This is a genomic window from Pseudobutyrivibrio ruminis CF1b (assembly GCF_000424005.1).
GTDB lineage: Bacteria > Bacillota > Clostridia > Lachnospirales > Lachnospiraceae > Pseudobutyrivibrio > Pseudobutyrivibrio ruminis_C.
In genome coordinates, this window is the sequence record NZ_AUJB01000011.1 from 184,039 (window position 1) to 202,088 (window position 18,050).

14 protein-coding genes and 1 rRNA gene are annotated in these 18,050 nt (G+C 40.1%); 13 read left to right on the top strand and 2 right to left on the bottom strand.

The features are described from left to right. The first annotated feature begins 217 nt into the window (after positions 1-217). Positions 218-1,810, top strand: coding sequence for a CTP synthase (locus G592_RS0110635; protein WP_028247804.1), 1,593 nt, complete (start codon positions 218-220; stop codon positions 1,808-1,810). Between the two features lie 90 nt (positions 1,811-1,900). After that, on the top strand, positions 1,901-3,328 hold the full coding sequence (locus G592_RS0110640; protein WP_028247805.1) for an NCS2 family permease: 1,428 nt from the start codon (positions 1,901-1,903) through the stop codon (positions 3,326-3,328). Positions 3,329-3,374: 46 nt separating this feature from the next. Here the strand turns inward: G592_RS0110640 and G592_RS17715 are convergent, their stop codons facing one another. Continuing rightward, positions 3,375-3,551, bottom strand: coding sequence for a YlcI/YnfO family protein (locus G592_RS17715; RefSeq protein ID WP_196801839.1), 177 nt, complete (start codon positions 3,549-3,551; stop codon positions 3,375-3,377). A gap of 240 nt (positions 3,552-3,791) precedes the next feature. Between G592_RS17715 and G592_RS0110650 the strand changes: the two genes are divergently transcribed. Next, entirely contained in the window at positions 3,792-6,209 is a 2,418-nt protein-coding gene (locus tag G592_RS0110650) for a hypothetical protein (RefSeq protein ID WP_028247806.1), read from the top strand. Between the two features lie 79 nt (positions 6,210-6,288). Here G592_RS0110650 and G592_RS17585 read toward each other — a convergent pair whose 3' ends face one another. Then, positions 6,289-6,447: a hypothetical protein gene (locus tag G592_RS17585; protein WP_155942197.1), complete on the bottom strand. Its 159-nt coding sequence runs from the start codon at positions 6,445-6,447 to the stop codon at positions 6,289-6,291. 662 nt (positions 6,448-7,109) lie between these two features. Between G592_RS17585 and G592_RS0110660 the strand changes: the two genes are divergently transcribed. The 10 genes from G592_RS0110660 to G592_RS0110705 form a co-directional block, all read left to right on the top strand. After that, a complete protein-coding gene (locus G592_RS0110660; protein WP_028247807.1) occupies positions 7,110-7,598 on the top strand; it encodes a PD-(D/E)XK nuclease family transposase in 489 nt (162 codons plus the stop codon). A 325-nt stretch (positions 7,599-7,923) separates the two neighbouring features. Next, the gene (locus tag G592_RS17085; protein WP_028247808.1) at positions 7,924-8,562 is read left to right on the top strand and encodes a hypothetical protein; all 639 of its coding nucleotides are present in this window, start codon (positions 7,924-7,926) and stop codon (positions 8,560-8,562) included. Between the two features lie 319 nt (positions 8,563-8,881). Further along, positions 8,882-9,529, top strand: a complete 648-nt coding sequence (locus G592_RS17090; RefSeq protein WP_028247809.1) for a hypothetical protein — start codon at positions 8,882-8,884, stop codon at positions 9,527-9,529. A gap of 162 nt (positions 9,530-9,691) precedes the next feature. Next, a complete protein-coding gene (locus G592_RS17095) occupies positions 9,692-11,041 on the top strand; it encodes a right-handed parallel beta-helix repeat-containing protein (protein WP_051194879.1) in 1,350 nt (449 codons plus the stop codon). Positions 11,042-11,162: 121 nt separating this feature from the next. Then, a complete protein-coding gene (locus G592_RS0110680; RefSeq protein ID WP_028247810.1) occupies positions 11,163-11,354 on the top strand; it encodes a hypothetical protein in 192 nt (63 codons plus the stop codon). Positions 11,355-11,469: 115 nt separating this feature from the next. Further along, on the top strand, positions 11,470-12,915 hold the full coding sequence (locus tag G592_RS0110685) for a hypothetical protein (protein WP_028247811.1): 1,446 nt from the start codon (positions 11,470-11,472) through the stop codon (positions 12,913-12,915). Positions 12,916-12,929: 14 nt separating this feature from the next. Then, positions 12,930-15,368, top strand: a complete 2,439-nt coding sequence (locus G592_RS0110690; RefSeq protein WP_028247812.1) for an ATP-dependent Clp protease ATP-binding subunit — start codon at positions 12,930-12,932, stop codon at positions 15,366-15,368. Positions 15,369-15,465: 97 nt separating this feature from the next. Then, positions 15,466-15,879 (top strand): hypothetical protein, encoded by a 414-nt coding sequence (locus tag G592_RS0110695; RefSeq protein ID WP_028247813.1) that lies wholly within the window; start codon positions 15,466-15,468, stop codon positions 15,877-15,879. A gap of 79 nt (positions 15,880-15,958) precedes the next feature. Then, positions 15,959-17,344: a DNA repair protein RadA gene (radA, locus tag G592_RS0110700; RefSeq protein WP_028247814.1), complete on the top strand. Its 1,386-nt coding sequence runs from the start codon at positions 15,959-15,961 to the stop codon at positions 17,342-17,344. Between the two features lie 433 nt (positions 17,345-17,777). Beyond that, positions 17,778-18,050, top strand: a 16S ribosomal RNA gene (locus G592_RS0110705); the annotation flags it as partial.

Sequence of the window (18,050 nt, forward strand, 5' to 3'; positions counted from 1 at the left end):
CATTTTTATGAGAACTCATTTCTCATAAAAAAAAACGCTTTTTTTTATTTTCAGGAGGAAATATGTGTCGACTATCACATGTTGAATTAGTTGAAGATCACATTTGTTTATATTGGAGTTGAGCTGCACCTTCAAGAGAGGTGTAAGTTTCGACTCCTTTTCTTTTTGGAAGAAACTGTACAGAGTAATTAATTTATAAATATAGAAGGAGTATAACATGACAAAGCACGTATTTGTTACTGGTGGTGTAGTATCAGGTTTAGGTAAAGGTATTACAGCTGCGTCTTTAGGACGTCTACTTAAAATGAGAGGATATAAGGTAGCTTCACAGAAGCTCGATCCTTACATGAACGTAGATCCAGGTACCATGAGCCCATATCAGCATGGTGAGGTTTTCGTTACAGATGATGGAGCCGAGACTGACCTTGATCTTGGCCATTATGAGAGATTTATTGATGAGAGCCTTAACAAATATTCAAATCTTACTTCTGGTAGAGTATATTGGAACGTTCTTAATCGTGAGAGAAAGGGTGAGTACCTTGGACAGACAGTTCAGGTAATTCCTCATATCACAGAAGAGATTAAGAGATTCATTTACATGGGTGCTGAGACATCTGATTGTGATGTTCTTATTACTGAGATTGGCGGTACAACAGGTGATATCGAGTCACAGCCATTCCTTGAGGCTATTCGTCAGGTTTCCCTTGAGAAGGGCCGCGAGAATTGCTTATTCATTCACGTTACATTGGTTCCATGGCTTTCAGGTTCAGAGGAGCACAAGTCAAAGCCAACACAGCACTCAGTTAAGGAGCTTCAGTCACTTGGTATCGCTCCAAACATCATTGTTTGCCGTGTTGATCATCCACTTGAGCAGTCTATTAAGGATAAGATTTCTCTTTTCTGTAATGTTAAGAAGGACTGCGTAATCGAGAATGATACACTTGATTGCTTATACGAAGCACCACTTATGATGCATAAGTATGGTCTTGATGATGTTGTTTGTCGTGAGCTTGGCCTCGAGAATCGCGAGCCTAAGATTCAGGAATGGGAAGACATGGTTAAGACAATCAAAGGTCTTAAGAAGACAACAAAGATTGCTATCGTTGGTAAGTATGTTGCTCTTCACGATGCTTATCTTTCAGTTAGAGAAGCTCTTTACCATGGTGGTTATGCAAACAATGCTCACGTTGAAGTTGAGTGGGTTGATTCAGAGGAAATCACAAAGAAGAATGTTAAAGAAAAACTTGGCATGTGTGATGGTATCTTAGTACCAGGTGGTTTCGGTGACAGAGGTATCGAAGGAAAGATTATTGCTTGTCAGTTTGCACGTGAAAATGATATTCCTTATCTTGGAATCTGTCTTGGTATGCAGGTTGCTGCTATCGAGTTTGCAAGAAATGTTTGCGGTCTTGAGGATGCCAATTCTAGAGAGTTCAACAGCACAGGAAAGAACTGCGTAATCGACCTTATGGAAGAGCAGATGGCTGTACTTCGTAAAGGCGGTACAATGAGACTTGGTGCTTACCCATGTGCAGTTCGCCCAGATACAAAGCTTCACGAGGCTTATGGCGAGGACAATATTTCTGAGCGTCACAGACATAGATTCGAGTTCAATAACTCATATAGAGATGTAATGACATCAAAGGGTCTTACAATTTCTGGTACATCACCTAACGATGAAGTAGTAGAGGCAGTAGAGGTTTCTACAAACAAGTTCCATGTTGGTGTTCAGTTCCATCCAGAATTTAAGAGCCGCCCAAACAAGCCACATCCATTATTCGCAGCTTTTGTAAAGGCTAGTATTAAATAGGCTTCCCCTTGAGGGGAAGCTGTCAGCGGAGCTGACTGATGAGGTGTAATAAATATTTTATAAAAATATTTAATATAAAGGAGAAAAAATATGTTAGAAAAAAGATTCAAACTTAGTGCTAACAACACTACAGTGAAGACTGAGGTGATCGCCGGTCTCACTACATTTATGACTATGGCTTACATCATTGCCTTGAATCCAAACATCCTTACAAACTATGGAGCAGGTGGCGCAGAGCTCTGGAATGGTGTATTCCTTGCTACATGTCTTTCATCTGCAGTTGCTATGTTTGTAATGGCGTTTCTTGCTAACAAGCCATTCTGTCTTGCTCCAGGTATGGGTCTCAACTCATTCATGGCAATCGTTATTGGCCAGTTAGTTGCTACAACAGGAATGGGCTATGTTCAGTCATTCCAGTCAATGCTTTGCATCATCCTTATCGAAGGTGTTGTATTCCTTATCCTTTCACTTCTTAATGTTCGTGAAAAGATCGTTGATGCAATTCCACTTGGTATCAGACTTGGTATCTCACCAGCTATCGGTCTTATGCTTCTTAACATTGGTTTTGGTTCTAACGTTTACATTGCTGATTCAAACTTCAATCAGTTCTTTGTAATGAAGGATTTCTTTGGAGCTCTTACAGCTTCTTATGCTAAGGACACAATGACAGATGCTTATCCAGTAATGGTTCTTTCAGCAATCACAATGTTCGTTGGTCTTTTCGTAATTGTTGTTCTTGCATCTAAGGGTGTAAAGGGTGCAGTTATTATCGGTATGCTTGCGGCTTCAGTTCTTTACTGGGTATGCGATGCAGTATTCCTTGGAAGCAACCCATTTGCTTCACTTGCAACAGCTTCATTCGTTCCAGCATTTGGCGATATGGCTTCAACAACACTCTTCAAGTTCAACTTCGCTGGACTTGCTCAGATGGGTTGGTTCACAGCAGTAACACTTGTTATTACATTCTGTATCATTGATATGTTCGATACAATTGGAACACTTGTAGGTACAGCTTCACGTGCAGGAATGGTTGACCGCGAGGGGAACATGCCAAACATGAAGGAAGCACTTCTTTCAGATTCAGTTGGTACAATCGTTGGTTCTTGCACAGGTACTTCTACAGTAACAACATTCATCGAGTCAGCTTCAGGTGTAGAGGCAGGCGGACGTACAGGTCTTACAGCACTTACATGCGGTATTGCTTTCCTTCTTTGCATCTTCCTTGCACCAATCGCTGCAATCATTCCAGCAGCAGCTACATCATCAGCTCTTATCTATGTTGGTGTACTTATGATGACAGGTCTTAAGAAGGTTAACTTCGACGATCTTTCGGTTTGTGTTCCTGTAACAATCATGCTTATCGGTATGCCAATCTCTGGTTCAATCGGACATGGTATCGGTCTTGCAATGATTTCATACACATTCATCAAGGTATTTACAGGCAAGGCTAAGGAAGTATCAGGACTTACATATGTAATTTCAATTCTCTTCCTTATCAAGTTCTTCTTAGCAGTATAATCATACGAAGATATAATAAAAGCGTATTGCATTTCGCAATACGCTTTTATTTTTTGTCTTTCTCCATATTATCTAAAGCATATTCACAGGCTTGTATTACAAATCCTGAGAAACTCACTTCTTTTCCCACAATAGCTTTTTCTATTCTTTCGATAAGAGGAACTGGGAATCTTATTGTTTTAGTCTCAGTTTCTTTTCGCTCCGATTTTAAATGAAATGCCATATCTAGCCTCCTTATTTCTTGAATGTTTCCATAATAAAAATCATCACTCAAAATTACACGCTGTATTATTTCTATACATAAATTGTAAATTGTGTGAAAATATTATGAAATATTACGTATAGTATGACTATAAGTATTGCAAAAAGTAATACAAGTTATTAAAATACGAATTATAGGCGGGAATGTAATAGGAATCCGGTCAAAAATTAAAAAATAATGTATAGAAAGGGGCTAAAAGAGATGACACGAAACAAGAAACTAGTAAGACTTATGGCACTCACAGTTGCCGCAACAACAGTTGCAACAGCAGTACCAGCTTACGCAGCATTTGATGCAGCATATTATGCAAAGCAGAATCCTGATGTAGTTGCTGTTGTAGGTAACACTCCAAAGGCTTTAGAGCAGCATTACAACACATTCGGTAAGAATGAAGGCAGAGCTGCTAGCGCAGACGATCTTAGCAATTCTCCACTTCGTCAGTTATTTGACGCTGAGCTTTATGCAAAGCTTTATCCAGATGTAGTTGCTGTCTTCGGTAACAATGCTGATTCTTTATTTAAGCATTTTATGACATTCGGTATCAACGAAGGTAGAAAGATTAATCCTTACTTTGATGTTAATGCATACAAGGCAGCTTATCCTGATCTTGCAGCAGCATTTGGTGATAATATTGCTTTATATTATCAGCACTTTGCAAACCTTGGTCAGAAAGAGCATAGAACACAGGGTGGTTTCCCAGCTGAGAACATTTTACCAGGTGGAACTAAGGCAGCTGCAGCTTCTGGTGGAAGTTCAGGTGGCAGCTCAGGCGGCTCTTCAGGCGGAAGTTCAAGTAGTGTAACACCTGCCCCAAAGACTGATGTAGAAAAGGCTGAGGAGGCCTACGATATAGCCGCTAAAGCAGCTGAATCAGCAGATAAGGCACTAAAAGATGCTAATGCTGCACTTGCTACTGCTAATGGTAACGTATCAGCTCAGGATGTTGGAACAAAGAATTCCGCTGCTGGTACAGCTATTGATGCAGTTGCTAATGCATCTACAGGTTCTGCAAAGGCTGTAAGTGATGCAAATGCAGCCACCACAGCTGCTATAGAAACAGCAACAAGTAAAATAGCAACTGCAAAAACTACACCTTCTTCGGCAAATAAGACAGCCGCTGTCGATGCCGCAAAGGACGCAGTTGAAAAAGCGAAGGATGAATTATTAGCAGCTAACACTAATGTTACAAATGCAACTACAGCAGTAGAAAAGGCAGATGAGGCTGTTACAGCTGCAAAAGTAGCACTTGCAGCAGCTAAGGAGGCACAGACTCAGGCATCAGCTGCTAAGATTGCTGCAACAGATAAAGTGGCAGCAATTAATGACCAGATTGAAAAGGGTGAAGCTAGAATAGCCGCAGCAGAACAGGCAGTTGAAAAAGCAGAACAGAATCAGACAAAGGTTGCAGCAGAGCAGGCAACAGCTGTGGGTAATGCACTTGCAGCTTTGAACGCGGCTGAGTCGGTTTATGGAGCAAGTGATAGTGCTGGAACACGAAAAGCATTAGCCGATGCAAATACAGCACTTCTAAATGAAATAAAAGTAACAACTTCAGGCGCAACGTCCGTAGATGCAACCAATACAAAAGCTAGAAAAGACTTTCTTGAAGGACAGGTTTCTTCAGCAGAAACTAATCTTACAGATAGCAAGAATGCTTTAACGGCTATGGTGGCATCTGCAGTAAACGAAGATGGAACAGTTAATACTCGAGAAGTTGCTCGTGCAAAACAGACTGCTCCTACAAATAGCCAAATTACAAGTGAGTTGACGAAGATTACTACCGCCATAACTGATTGGGGAACTGCTACCACATCAAGTGCAAAACAAGATGAATTAGATAAAATTGATGCAGCTCTAGCTAAATTAGTAGAATATGGATGTTATGATTCTGTTGCTGATGCTAGTGCAGCATTAATTACACATACAGCAGCTGATGATGGTGCAACCCCAGCCGTTGCGGAAAGTTATGCATATAAAACAGGAGCTCCTGATGCAACATCTTCTACAGATGGAGCTTTAATTGCTATCGAGAAGAAAGCTGGAACATCAGAGCAAATTACAGCTGCAGTTACAGATTATGAAAGTAAGGTTACTGCAAAATCTACTGCAGATGATAATTTACAGAAGCTTTCAACCTTACAACAGAATGTTACAACAGCAAAAGATGCCAATGATAAGGCAAAGGCTGATTATGATACTGCAAACGAAGCATTGGGTAAAGCAAAAGAGACACAAGCAACTGAGAATGCAAAGGCAACTGCAGAAGTTAACAAGGCCACAAACGAGAAGAATGTAATCACTGATGAAGTTAATGCTTTAAAGACAACAGGATATGATAAAGATGCTAATGGTAATTTAGTAATACCAGGTAGTCCTGATGGAAATGAAAAAACCGCGCTTGGCTGGGCACAGCAGGAATTGACCGAAGCTAATGCTGCAGTTGGAAGTGCTGCAACACAAACTGAGACTGTAGAAGGTCAGTTAGAAACTGCTGAAGATAACAAGACAAAGGCAGATGAAGCTAAGGCTGCAGCTGATGCATCTAAGACAACTGCCCAGCAGAATTTGGATAAGGCTAATAATCAGGTAACTGAGGCTAATGGTCTTCCAACAAACTAACTGTAAACATTAATCTCTATACAGTAATGTGGTTAAATATCTCTACTCTCAGTAGGATAGGTATTGAAATACCAAAATTCTAGCTTTTTATATCTTCAACCAGGTATAAAAAATACATTCCTACACGAATGGGAGACCCGTCGTAATCCACGGGCCTCCCATTTCCTTTGTGTCCACTTCCCATAAATCCCCATAAATCCCCATAAATCTTCCTATCTCTATAAACTAAAATTTCCATCCCCAACCTCCAATATCTCCATCCCAATCCTACATCACCAACTCAATCCACACCCATTATCGCAAATCCACACCACTAAGCTTTTTCATGCCACCTCTGCGATATCTATTTATCGTGTTCCAACGAAGCAGAGCTAGTTCACAGTCATCCCGCGATAAACTCATCTAATCCATTTATCGCAGCCTAACGAAACAATGCACCTTTCCAATTACCTCAGTGATAAAATCCCTCCCCTTTTTAATTACCAATTATCGCAAGTATCTCCAGAAAGCTTATAAGTAGACACATCTGCGATAAAAGTAGTCACACCCCCCAACCACATTTATCGCAGCCTAGCGAAGCCAATGCTATCGTTGTTCCTTAACCCGAATCTCTACATAGTAATGTGATTAAATATCTCTACTCTCAGCAGGATAGGTATTGAAATACCAAAATTCTAGCTTTTTATATCTTCAACCAGGTATAAAAAATACATTCCTACACGAATGGGGGACTCGCATTCCGCGGGTCCCTCATTTATTATATTGCATCCTTAAAAGTTATATGATATTATCCTCGTGCTCATGATCTTGAGCTTTTTTGTTTTTGTTTTATATTTTTGTTCTATTTTTTTAGAGCCCTTCTTCAGGAAAATAATCTGGTGTTGAAAGCGTTAATCCAAGATGTTCTACACTTGCCTTCAGGTAGGCTTGTTAAACTTTACACTGTTTGAAGATTCACCAGAATTCTTTGCTTCCTATAAGTTAATGAATGAGAAAAATCATCGGATATATAGTGACAAAATCCAACTATACGTGTTAGACTTAACTCAGATAGATATGGCTACTGCAGAAGACAAGACTAATGGATTGGATTATTGGGCTAGGCTGTTTACTGCAACTACATGGGAGGAAATCCATATGTTAGCAAAGAAAAAACCTATAATTGAAAAAGCATCTGAGACTGTATTTAAGCTTAGTAAAGAGGAAGAAGTTCGTCTTCAGTGCCAAGCAAGAGAGGATTACTATAAGACTCAGAACGATTTTCATAGTTACTATAAGAAACAGTTAGCAGAAAAAGATTCAGCACTTGCAGAAAAAGATTCAGCACTTGCAGAAAAAGATGCAATAATAGCCGAGTTAAAAAAGAAACTAGAGAATTTGGGAAATTAACAATGTACTACTAGCGGTTTAGAAAGTAACAGGGCCTGGCACACTTCGCCAGGTCTTTTTTACCCCCCTTATATTTAAAAGCAATACTTTTTTTATAAAAAAATATAGAACATCCACAGTTGTGTATTTACTCCACTTTTCTCAGATTTTGCCATATACGGTAAGACTAAATATACCATTTTTCCACTAGAACACTTATTGAACAATATATGAAAGGCTACAACATGTGTGTATTTGGTGTTGAAATAGTTATACGAAGGGTATATTATCGCAAACAGAAACAGCGATATAACGGTCGCCAGTCAGAGAAAGGGGTATTCAAACCATGAAGAGAACAAAGAACATTTTGGCATTAGCAATTTGCACAGTATTATCAGCTACAACATTTTTAGGATTCGCATCAACAGCTCAGGCAGAAGAGCTCTCACAGGTAAAAGATTCTGCAAAGGTTAACTACGGAACAGTTTCAGCAGAAGACCAGGCATTACTTAAGGTTTTATTCGACGCTGGATATTATGCATACATCAATCCTGATCTTTACGCTAAGTATGGTAACGATGAAGCTGCATTATTCAATCACTTCATCACAACAGGTATCTGGGAAGGCCGTCAGGGCAACCAGGACTTCAATGTTGACGCTTATGCTAGCGCATATGATGATTTAAAGGCAGCTTATGGAAACGATATTCTTGCTTACTATCGTCACTACATCAACACAAAGGATACAGAGACAAGACCTGTAACTACACTTCACATTGCTTCACAGTGGGGCATCACAGTTACATCACTTGTTGATCCTTCAATTGTTATTTCACCTTATGATGTATACTTCTCAGAGATTAATGGAACAGCTGATTTAGAGTCAGTTAAGCATGGTGTATTAATTACAGATAAGAAGATGAAGGCTCAGACAGAGGCAGAAGAGTACAGAAAGTTTTTAGTAACACATGGTCTTGCTCACTAATTAATATTGTATAATTTTTCGGCAGTCCGCTACGGGCTGCCGATTTTTTGTCTTATAGAAAAAAGGTATATTATAGAAGTAACTCTTTAAAAAAAAATATAGAACATCCCCAACTGTGTATTTTCTATATTTTTCTCAGTATTTTCTATGTGTGGCAAGAATCGATATGAACATTTTCCTATAGAACACTTATTGAACAATATATGAAAGGCTACAACGTGTGTGTATTTGGTGTTGAATAAATTATATCCAGGATTTATTATCGGGAACAGAGGCGGCAATGTAACGATTGTCAGTGAGAGAAAGGGGTATTTTAACCATGAAGAGAACAAAGAACATTTTGGCATTAGCAGTTTGCGCAGTATTATCAGCTGCAACATTCTTTGGTTTTGCTTCAGCAGCTCAGGCTGAGGAGTTGACCCAGGTAAAGGATGGAACAAAGGTTACTTATGGAACAGTTTCAGCAGAAGACCAGGCATTACTTAAGGTTTTATTCGACGCTGGATATTATGCATACATTAATCCTGATCTTTATGCAAAGTATGGTAATGATGAGAATGCATTATTCAATCACTTCATTACAACAGGTATCTGGGAAGGCCGTCAGGGCAACCAGGACTTCAATGTTGATGCTTATGCTAGCGCATATAGTGATTTGAAGGCAGCTTATGGAAATGATATTCTTGCTTACTATCGTCACTTTATCAACACAAAGGGTACAGAGACAAGACCTGTAACTACACTTCACATTGCTTCACAGTGGGGCATCACAGTTACATCTCTCGTTGATTCTTCATTAGTTGTTACACCACACCAGATTTATATGTCAGAGATTAATGGCGTTAATGACTTAGAGTCAATTAAGCATGGTGAATTAGTAGTTGATAAGAAGATGAAGGCTCAGGCAGAAGCAGAAGAGTATAGAAAATATCATCCAACAACAAGCTCAACTCCATCAACTCCATAATGTTGTTTGTTTAGTATAAAAATTTAATATTGAAAAGTTGTTCGGCAGTCCTTTTGGGGCTGCCGATTTTTATACGCAAAATTAAAAATTACAAAAAAGTTACAAAAATATTTAAAATGTGTTATAATCTTCTGGTACACATATTTGTGGAAAGGAGAATTGATGAAGAAAAGATTATTATTGTTTTCCTTGGTTTTGGTAGCATGTATTGCTTTGGGAAGTACCTCTATCACTGCGGAAGCAAAAAGTAGTCCGAAAGTTATCGAAGTAGGAAAAGACACAAAAACAATTTCAGAAGCCATTGAAGCAGCGGCTTCTGGTGACACAATTATAGTTCCTGCGAATGTCTATAAGGAGCAAATCTCCATCAATCCAGACAAGAGCGGCATCACCATCAAAGGTGATAACGGTACTGTGCTGGATGGTTCAGATATCAGGCCAGGCAGAAACACAGGTTCCATGGTTTACATAAACGCATCTAATGTAACTATTGAAAACCTGGAAATCACCGGCTTGTATATTAGCAAGCCATCTGACAAGGTTGCCCCTATAGGTATTGAAGTAGGTGAGGCATCCTGCAACGTTACCATATCCAGATGCAAAATACATGATATGGGATGCAAGTATAAGGTGGACTCTGAAGACTATAATGCCCACGGTATTTTAGTTTCCAGCAATCCCGACGATAACAAACATCCTATTTCTAATGTAGAGATATATAATTGCGAATTGTACAATCTTGCCCTTGGCCAGAGTGAAACAATTGCGATTAACGGTTTTGTAAAAGGTTTTGAGATTTCAGGAAATTACATTCATGATTGCGACAACATTGGAATTGATGCCATAGGATATGAACATTCTACTAAGAATAAAAACGACACGGCAAAACGTGGAAGCATTCACGATAACACTATTGTAAACATTTCTTCAGATCCAAATTCTAACGTCACATACGATTCAAAGTGCGCCGGAGGTATTTATGTTGATGGTGGTCAGGACATCGATATTTATGATAATTTCGTTATGAACTGCGACATCGGCATTGAGGTATCCTGCGAGCACAAAGGTAAAAACACACGCGACATTAATGTGACAAACAATACTCTTGTAAATAACGATGGTTATGCAGGTATAAGTATTGGTGGGGCTGACAGACGAAATGGTACTGCAGTAGATTGTAGATTTTCACGTAACACCGTTTTAAATTCCGAAAACAGCTGCGTGGTTGTTCAAAACGCAAGCGATTCTACAAACATTGTTGAAAACAACCTTTTTATAGCAGCAAATAATGCCAAAATATACTCAGAAACTCTTGGTAGAAGAAGCCATGGTAACACCGTTAAGGATAACCTGGCTAACAAGAATATTCAGACTGGCTCAAATAATCAGGTGATAAATATTGATAGCGTTGTTGTTGATGACAAAAATCAGGTTGTCACAGTAGAAACCGACGCTTTCATTACCAACAATTCTTCAGACAGTACAATTCTTCCAGGCGGAGTGGAAGAATAGCTTTCCGTGATGATTAGGACGTTGCTTAGGCAGCGTCCTTTTGCTTGTACATAAATATGGACACCTTCCTGATTTATATTTATATCATCCCAATAAGGTTATGGAACGGAGGTACATATTTATGAGAAGAAGATTAGACAAAGAATTGATTATTTCTTTTGGAATCATGGCACTTGCATTTGCGCTTGGAATTGTGTTCCTGATTATGTCTATTTTTGGAATAGATTTGGCAGAGCACATTACAGGAATCGTTGGTTCATACTCGGGACTTTCAGGTGGTATTTGGCTCCTTTTACTTTGCCGTAACTGTTGACTATGAATTGTGGTTTATCTATAATTAAATTATCTATATATAGTGTGATATAAGGGGCTCAGTAGCAATCTCTAGTGTTGTTGAGTGTATCACAGGAAATGGAAGGTAATTTGTTATGAATAAATTGATGAGAAGAACATTTACTGTTTTAGCTATAGTTATGCTTGTTTTTGCAATGAATATTGTGGCATTCGCTCAGGGTACCACTATGATTGCAGTATCTAAGAATTCTCCTGCCGTAGGAGATAAGGTCACAGTTTCTGTTACAGCTTCAGAGTCTGGCACTATCACTGTTAAATACACATCTGCCATGCTCACATTCGTTAGCTGCACAGGCTCAGGTTACACTACATCAGGCAATTCTGTTTCTTTCTCTGGAAAGACAGGAGACGTCGTATTTACAGCTGCAGCATCAGGCACAGCTTCTATTATAGTTTCATCTACTTCATGTTCTGGCAGCAGCACTACTCTTTCTATAGGTGGAGGTAGTGCACCAGCAGAGCCAGCTGCCCAGGAACAGCCAGCAGCTCAGGTTACAGAGGAACCAGCTGACGAACCAGTAGCAGAGGAAACACCAGTAGAAGAGCCTACGGCACCAGCAGAGACAGCAGCTCCTGCAGGCGGAGCAGCTGGCACACTTAATGGCAGCGGTGGTTTCGATATCAATGGCGCAGCATATGTTGTTTCAGAACGTTATTCAGATTCAGAGGTGCCAGCAGGTTTCTCTAAGACTACAGTTCAGATTGGCTCAAGCACATACAGTGAGCCTACTAATGGAAGCCTTACACTTCTTTATTTAAAGCCAGCTGATAACATCGCAGGTTCCGGTGTCTTCTATTTATATAATGCAGAAGCTGGTACAGTTTCAGAATTTTTAATGCTTGGTTCAGCTAAGAATTACGTTATTATTTCGCCTACAGATGCTGGCCCATCATCAGCGTTTACACCTATGTCATTAGATGTTACTGGCGGTAGTACTACAGCTTACACTATTGGTGACTCAGGTTTCTATTATGTATATGGAACAAACACAGCAGGCAACACAGGCTGGTTTGTTTTTGATAGCGCTAATGACACTGTTTCAAGAATGGACGAATCACTCCTTTCTGCAGGTGGTTCATCTAGCGATGTTAGCGAAGAAGATACATCAGCAGCAGTAAATGATAATGTAGATATTTATATTAATAAGCTCGATACTTATCGCAAAGTTATCATGGGTCTTATTGTTCTTTGCGTTATATTAGTATTCTTATTAATTAACACATTACTTAAGGCTCGTGACAGAGATGATGATTTCGATGGAGATGTATTCGCAGAAGCTCCAGCAAAGAATAAAAACACACGCAGAAGCCCTCGTTCTCTTGTATTCAACCGTAACTCCAGGGAAGAAGAGGAAGAAGAATACGAAGAGGAAGAGTACGATGATGAGTATGTAGATGAAGAAGAGGAGTATGACGAGGAATACGAGGATGCTCGTTCTACTACATACATTGAGTCAGCTTCTGATTATGATTCTCGTAGAAACTCAAGCTTAAATATGATGGATCTTAATGATCTTTAATAAAGGAGAAGATAATGGAATATTCAAAGCAGGCAAAACGAGCTATTTCAGGTGCATCAAAACTTTCGAAGTCACTGCAGCATAGCTATGTCGGTACAGAACACCTCCTTATCTCTATTATTGAACAGGAGAATTCTCTTGCTGCTAAAGTTTTGAATTCTAATGGCGTAGACAAAGAGGCGCTTCTCAAGCTTGTAGAAGAGCTCATTTCACCAGGAGGTGATGTGGCAGTCCGCGAGCGCGATGGCTACACACCTAAGATGGAACAGTTATTAGAGCACGCAGCTGATGAAGCTGACAAATGCAATTCTAAGACTATCGGTACAGAGCATCTGCTTCTTGCAATGATTCGCATGCAGGATTGTTCAGGTGCAAGACTTCTCAATTCATTAGATGTTAATCCTCATAAGCTTTTCTCAGAGCTTGTAGCAGGAATGGGTGCCGAGGGCACAGTATATAAAGAAGAGATGCAGGCTATCAACAGTGGCCGTGCAAAGCGTAATGAAGTATCGTACCTGGATCAGTTCTCCAGAGATCTTACAGCTATGGCTGAGGATGGTGAGCTTGATCCTATCGTTGGACGTGATTCAGAGATTCAGCGTGTTATCCAGATTCTTTCTAGACGTGGCAAGAACAATCCTTGTCTCATTGGTGAGCCTGGTGTTGGAAAGACAGCCATCGTAGAAGGTTTGGCTCAGCGCATTGTTGAGGGAAATGTTCCTGATTCAGTCAGTGACCTTCGAGTACTTTCCCTTGATTTGTCTGGCATGGTTGCCGGTTCAAAGTATCGTGGTGAGTTCGAAGAGCGTATTAAAAAAGTAATAGCAGAGGTTGTTGAGGAAGGAAATATCCTTCTTTTCATCGATGAGATACATACACTTATTGGAGCTGGTGGAGCAGAAGGTGCTATCGATGCATCCAACATTTTAAAGCCAGCTATGGCTCGTGGCGAGATTCAGATTCTCGGTGCTACCACTATTACAGAATATCGTAAATACGTAGAAAAGGATGCGGCTCTCGAGAGACGTTTCCAGCCAGTTATGATAGAGGAGCCTACAGAGGAGGAGACTATCGAAATCCTTAAGGGCGTACGCTATCTCTACGAGGAACATCATGGAGTAGTTATTCCTGATGAGGCTGTTGAAGCATGCGTGAAGATGTCAGAGCGTTACATCGCAGATCGATTCCTTCCGGATAAAGCTATAGATTTGATGGATGAAGCAGCGGCTTCATTAAAGCTTTCATTTGTTAAGAAAGTTGTTAAGGATGATACGCTCATCACAAAGATTCAGCAGTTAGCTGATGATATGGAACAGGCTATTATTGATGGAGATATTGCTCAGGCCAGCCTTATTAAAAAGGAAAAGGATGAGCTTGTTGCAAAGAAGGAAGCCGAAGATAAAAAAGCTGCTAGAAAGCGTAAAGCAAAATCAGTTGTTCTTACTGAAAATGATGTAGCTACAGTTGTAGCTCTCTGGACAAAGATTCCAGTTGCAAAGCTTACAGAGCAGGAATCTGTACGTCTCAGAAAGATTGAGAGCATTCTTCATAAGAGGGTTATCGGTCAGGAGGAGGCCGTATCTGCAGTTGCCAGAGCTGTCCGCCGTGGCCGCGTTGGTCTTAAAGAAAAAGGACGTCCTATCGGTTCATTCTTATTCCTGGGGCCTACTGGCGTTGGTAAGACTGAGATTTCAAAAGCGCTTGCCGAGGCAGTATTTGGCACAGAATCATCTATGATTCGTGTTGATATGAGTGAGTACATGGAGAAACATTCTGTTTCAAAGATGATTGGTTCACCTCCAGGATATGTTGGATATGATGAAGGTGGTCAGCTTTCTGAGAAGGTTCGCAGAAATCCATACTCAGTAATTCTTTTTGATGAGATTGAAAAAGCACATCCAGATGTATTTAATGTACTTCTTCAGATATTAGATGATGGTCACGTTACTGATTCACAGGGGCGTAAAGTAGACTTTAAGAACACCATCATTATCATGACATCTAACGCAGGCGCCCAGGCTATCATTGAACCTAAGAAGCTTGGTTTTGCATCTAAGGAAGATGCTAATAAAGACTACGAGTTTATGAAGAATGGCGTTATGGAAGAGGTTAAGCGTATCTTCAAGCCAGAATTCTTAAACCGTATAGATGAAACAATTGTATTCCGTGCACTTACAAAGGATGATATGAAGCAGATTGCAGGCCTTCAGGTTAAGCAGTTCGTTTCACGTTGCAAGGACCAGATGGATATCGATGTATCTATCCCTGTTGCAGTTAAGACATGGATTGTGGAAAAAGCATATGATCCTAAATATGGTGCTCGTCCTATCCGTCGTAAGATTCAGACAGCCCTTGAGGATGTTATGGCAGAAGAAATCCTCGCAGGCAAATTCAAGTCCGGCGATACTGTAAAGGCTAAGGTTAAGGCTGATGTTGTAGTTTTCGAAAAATAATATTTTTCACACAGTCATTTATTGTTAAAACCAAATTCCTTTGCTATAATTTGCATAAGACAATCTGCAATTAAGCAGTGGCATAGGAGGAGTAAGGATGGCTGTTATTAGCGAGTTAATTCGCAGCGAAGCAGATGGAAGTATCAGCTTTGGCGACTACACCTTAGCTGACAAGAAGAAGCTTGAGGACTACAAACACGAAGGGGACTTGTACAAGGTAAAGACTTTTTCAGACATTACCAAGCTCGAGAAAAATGGAATGTTTGTATATGAGTCAGTTCCTGGCACAGCAGTTGAGAAATTTAAATGTTCATCTGATGCTGTATCTTTTACTGTAGAGGGTAAAGGAGATGCCATGATTACATTGGAGCTTGAGCCTGAGACAGAGTATTCTATTGCTGTTGGTGGCACTACTACAAGTCAGATGAAGACTAACTTAGGCGGAAAGCTTAATTTATCAGTAGAGCTTGACCCAGGGGTTGCAGTTGACGTACAGGTCAAAAGAATTTAATAAACAATAAAATCATTTAATCAATCTTCCCATTTATAAAAATAAGTGGGAAGATTTTTCTATAGTAAAGGAGAATAATATGGCAAAGAAAAATGTATCAGTCTTTTTCTGTCAGGAATGCGGAAACGAAACATCCAAATGGTCAGGCCAATGCCCGGCCTGCGGTGCATGGAACAGCCTTGTGGAAGAGATAGTAGATAAATCAAAGGTGAAGGCCAGGGCCAAGGTGGCAGATGTGACCCCTACAAAGCTCATTGCTGTTACAGCCTCAAATGAGCATAGAATATCTACTAATATTGAAGAGTTTGACCGCGTATTAGGTGGAGGAATTGTTCCAGGATCTATGGTTCTCGTTGGCGGAGACCCTGGTATTGGGAAATCCACATTACTTTTACAGACATGCCGTCTCCTTTGCCAGTCTGGAGTTAATGTTATGTATGTTTCAGGTGAGGAGTCTCTTCAACAGATTAAGATTCGTGCAGATCGTATAGGACAGTTTAATGATAAGCTTGATTTATTCTGCGAGACTAACCTAGATACAATTAAGGCAGTAGTAGAGCGCGAAAAACCAACTGTCCTTATAATCGACTCGATTCAGACCATGTATAATGAGGCTGTTGGTTCAGCACCTGGTTCCGTTACTCAGGTTAGAGAATCTACAAGCGTTCTTATGGAAATCGCAAAGATTCAGGGAATTGCTGTATTTATCGTCGGCCATGTAACAAAAGAAGGTACAGTGGCAGGTCCGCGTGTCCTTGAGCACATGGTTGATACAGTTTTATATTTCGAAGGGGACAGACACGCTTCCTATAGGATACTTCGCGGAGTTAAAAACAGATTTGGTTCCACAAATGAGATAGGTGTATTTGAAATGAGGGATACTGGCCTTGCTGAGGTAAAGAATCCATCAGCTGTTATGCTTGATGGCCGCCCAGAGAACGCAGAAGGCTCTATTGTTACCTGTGCCATGGAAGGAACACGTCCTATCCTTGTGGAAATACAGTCTCTTGTTAGCAAAACAGCTTTTGAAATTCCTAGACGTATGGCTACAGGTTGCGATTACAACAGAGTAAACCTTTTAGTAGCTGTGTTGGAACGTATGAGAGATACAAAAGCCAATAAGGCCTGCGGAATATTCCTTGGACGTTCAGATATTTATGTAAATATAGCAGGCGGTATGCGTATAAACGAACCAGCAATCGATTTAGCTATTGCAATGGCAATATACTCCAGCGAGAAGGATATTCCTATCGATGCAGGCACAATTGTCTTTGGTGAGATAGGCCTGTCTGGTGAAGTGCGTTCTGTATCTATGGCAGAGCAGCGTGTACGAGAGGCGGAGAAGCTCGGATTCAAGAAAGCTATAGTTCCTTATTCAAATCTTGCAAGTCTCAAGAATTTATCAGGAATAAAGGTAGTAGGAGTGGCTAATGTGAAGGAAGCGGTTGATGCTATATCTCGTTAGCTAATAGTGGATTTGGGGCTACATCTTGAGGGCTGAAATGATAATTGTAAAAATAATTGATACAATTCACACAAATCATACAAATTAGTCGTTTCAGCCAAATAGATTTACTTTAAAAAATCACAGAATATCTGTTGACACTGGGGTTTCAGGATGATATTATAATCGAGCACTGAGGGACAGCGAGTCACACAGAGCAAACAAAACAAATGTAGATTGATAACTGAACAGTGAAACAAACCTTGAATTAATACAGTTTTATTTAAAACATGTATCCTTGAAATTCATTTAAGTTTCTTGATGAAACGAAACCTTTATTAAAGGGTGAGGATTTTCAAAACTTGATTTTGAAAATCATTGCCTAGTAAGAATCTCTGATTCTTACATTTGCAGTAAACAAGTCAGTTTTATACTGATTCGGAATTAAACTTTTTAACATGAGAGTTTGATCCTGGCTCAGGATGAACGCTGGCGGCGTGCTTAACACATGCAAGTCGAACGAAGCAATTTCTTACGATCCCTTCGGGGTGACGAGATATTGACTGAGTGGCGGACGGGTGAGTAACGCGTGGGTAACCTGCCTTGTACAGGGGGACAACAGTTGGAAACGACTGCTAATACCGCATAAGCGCACAGCATCGCATGATGCAGTGTGAAAAGTTTTTTCGGTACAAGATGGACCCGCGTCTGATTAGCTAGTTGGTGA

Coding starts and splice junctions, on each gene's coding strand:
- G592_RS0110635 (WP_028247804.1), top strand. CDS start 218: ATGACAAAGCACGTATTTGTTACTGGTGGTGTAGTATCAGGTTTAGGT.
- G592_RS0110640 (WP_028247805.1), top strand. CDS start 1,901: ATGTTAGAAAAAAGATTCAAACTTAGTGCTAACAACACTACAGTGAAG.
- G592_RS17715 (WP_196801839.1), bottom strand. CDS start 3,551: ATGGCATTTCATTTAAAATCGGAGCGAAAAGAAACTGAGACTAAAACA.
- G592_RS0110650 (WP_028247806.1), top strand. CDS start 3,792: ATGACACGAAACAAGAAACTAGTAAGACTTATGGCACTCACAGTTGCC.
- G592_RS17585 (WP_155942197.1), bottom strand. CDS start 6,447: ATGGAAATTTTAGTTTATAGAGATAGGAAGATTTATGGGGATTTATGG.
- G592_RS0110660 (WP_028247807.1), top strand. CDS start 7,110: ATGTTCTACACTTGCCTTCAGGTAGGCTTGTTAAACTTTACACTGTTT.
- G592_RS17085 (WP_028247808.1), top strand. CDS start 7,924: ATGAAGAGAACAAAGAACATTTTGGCATTAGCAATTTGCACAGTATTA.
- G592_RS17090 (WP_028247809.1), top strand. CDS start 8,882: ATGAAGAGAACAAAGAACATTTTGGCATTAGCAGTTTGCGCAGTATTA.
- G592_RS17095 (WP_051194879.1), top strand. CDS start 9,692: ATGAAGAAAAGATTATTATTGTTTTCCTTGGTTTTGGTAGCATGTATT.
- G592_RS0110680 (WP_028247810.1), top strand. CDS start 11,163: ATGAGAAGAAGATTAGACAAAGAATTGATTATTTCTTTTGGAATCATG.
- G592_RS0110685 (WP_028247811.1), top strand. CDS start 11,470: ATGAATAAATTGATGAGAAGAACATTTACTGTTTTAGCTATAGTTATG.
- G592_RS0110690 (WP_028247812.1), top strand. CDS start 12,930: ATGGAATATTCAAAGCAGGCAAAACGAGCTATTTCAGGTGCATCAAAA.
- G592_RS0110695 (WP_028247813.1), top strand. CDS start 15,466: ATGGCTGTTATTAGCGAGTTAATTCGCAGCGAAGCAGATGGAAGTATC.
- radA (WP_028247814.1), top strand. CDS start 15,959: ATGGCAAAGAAAAATGTATCAGTCTTTTTCTGTCAGGAATGCGGAAAC.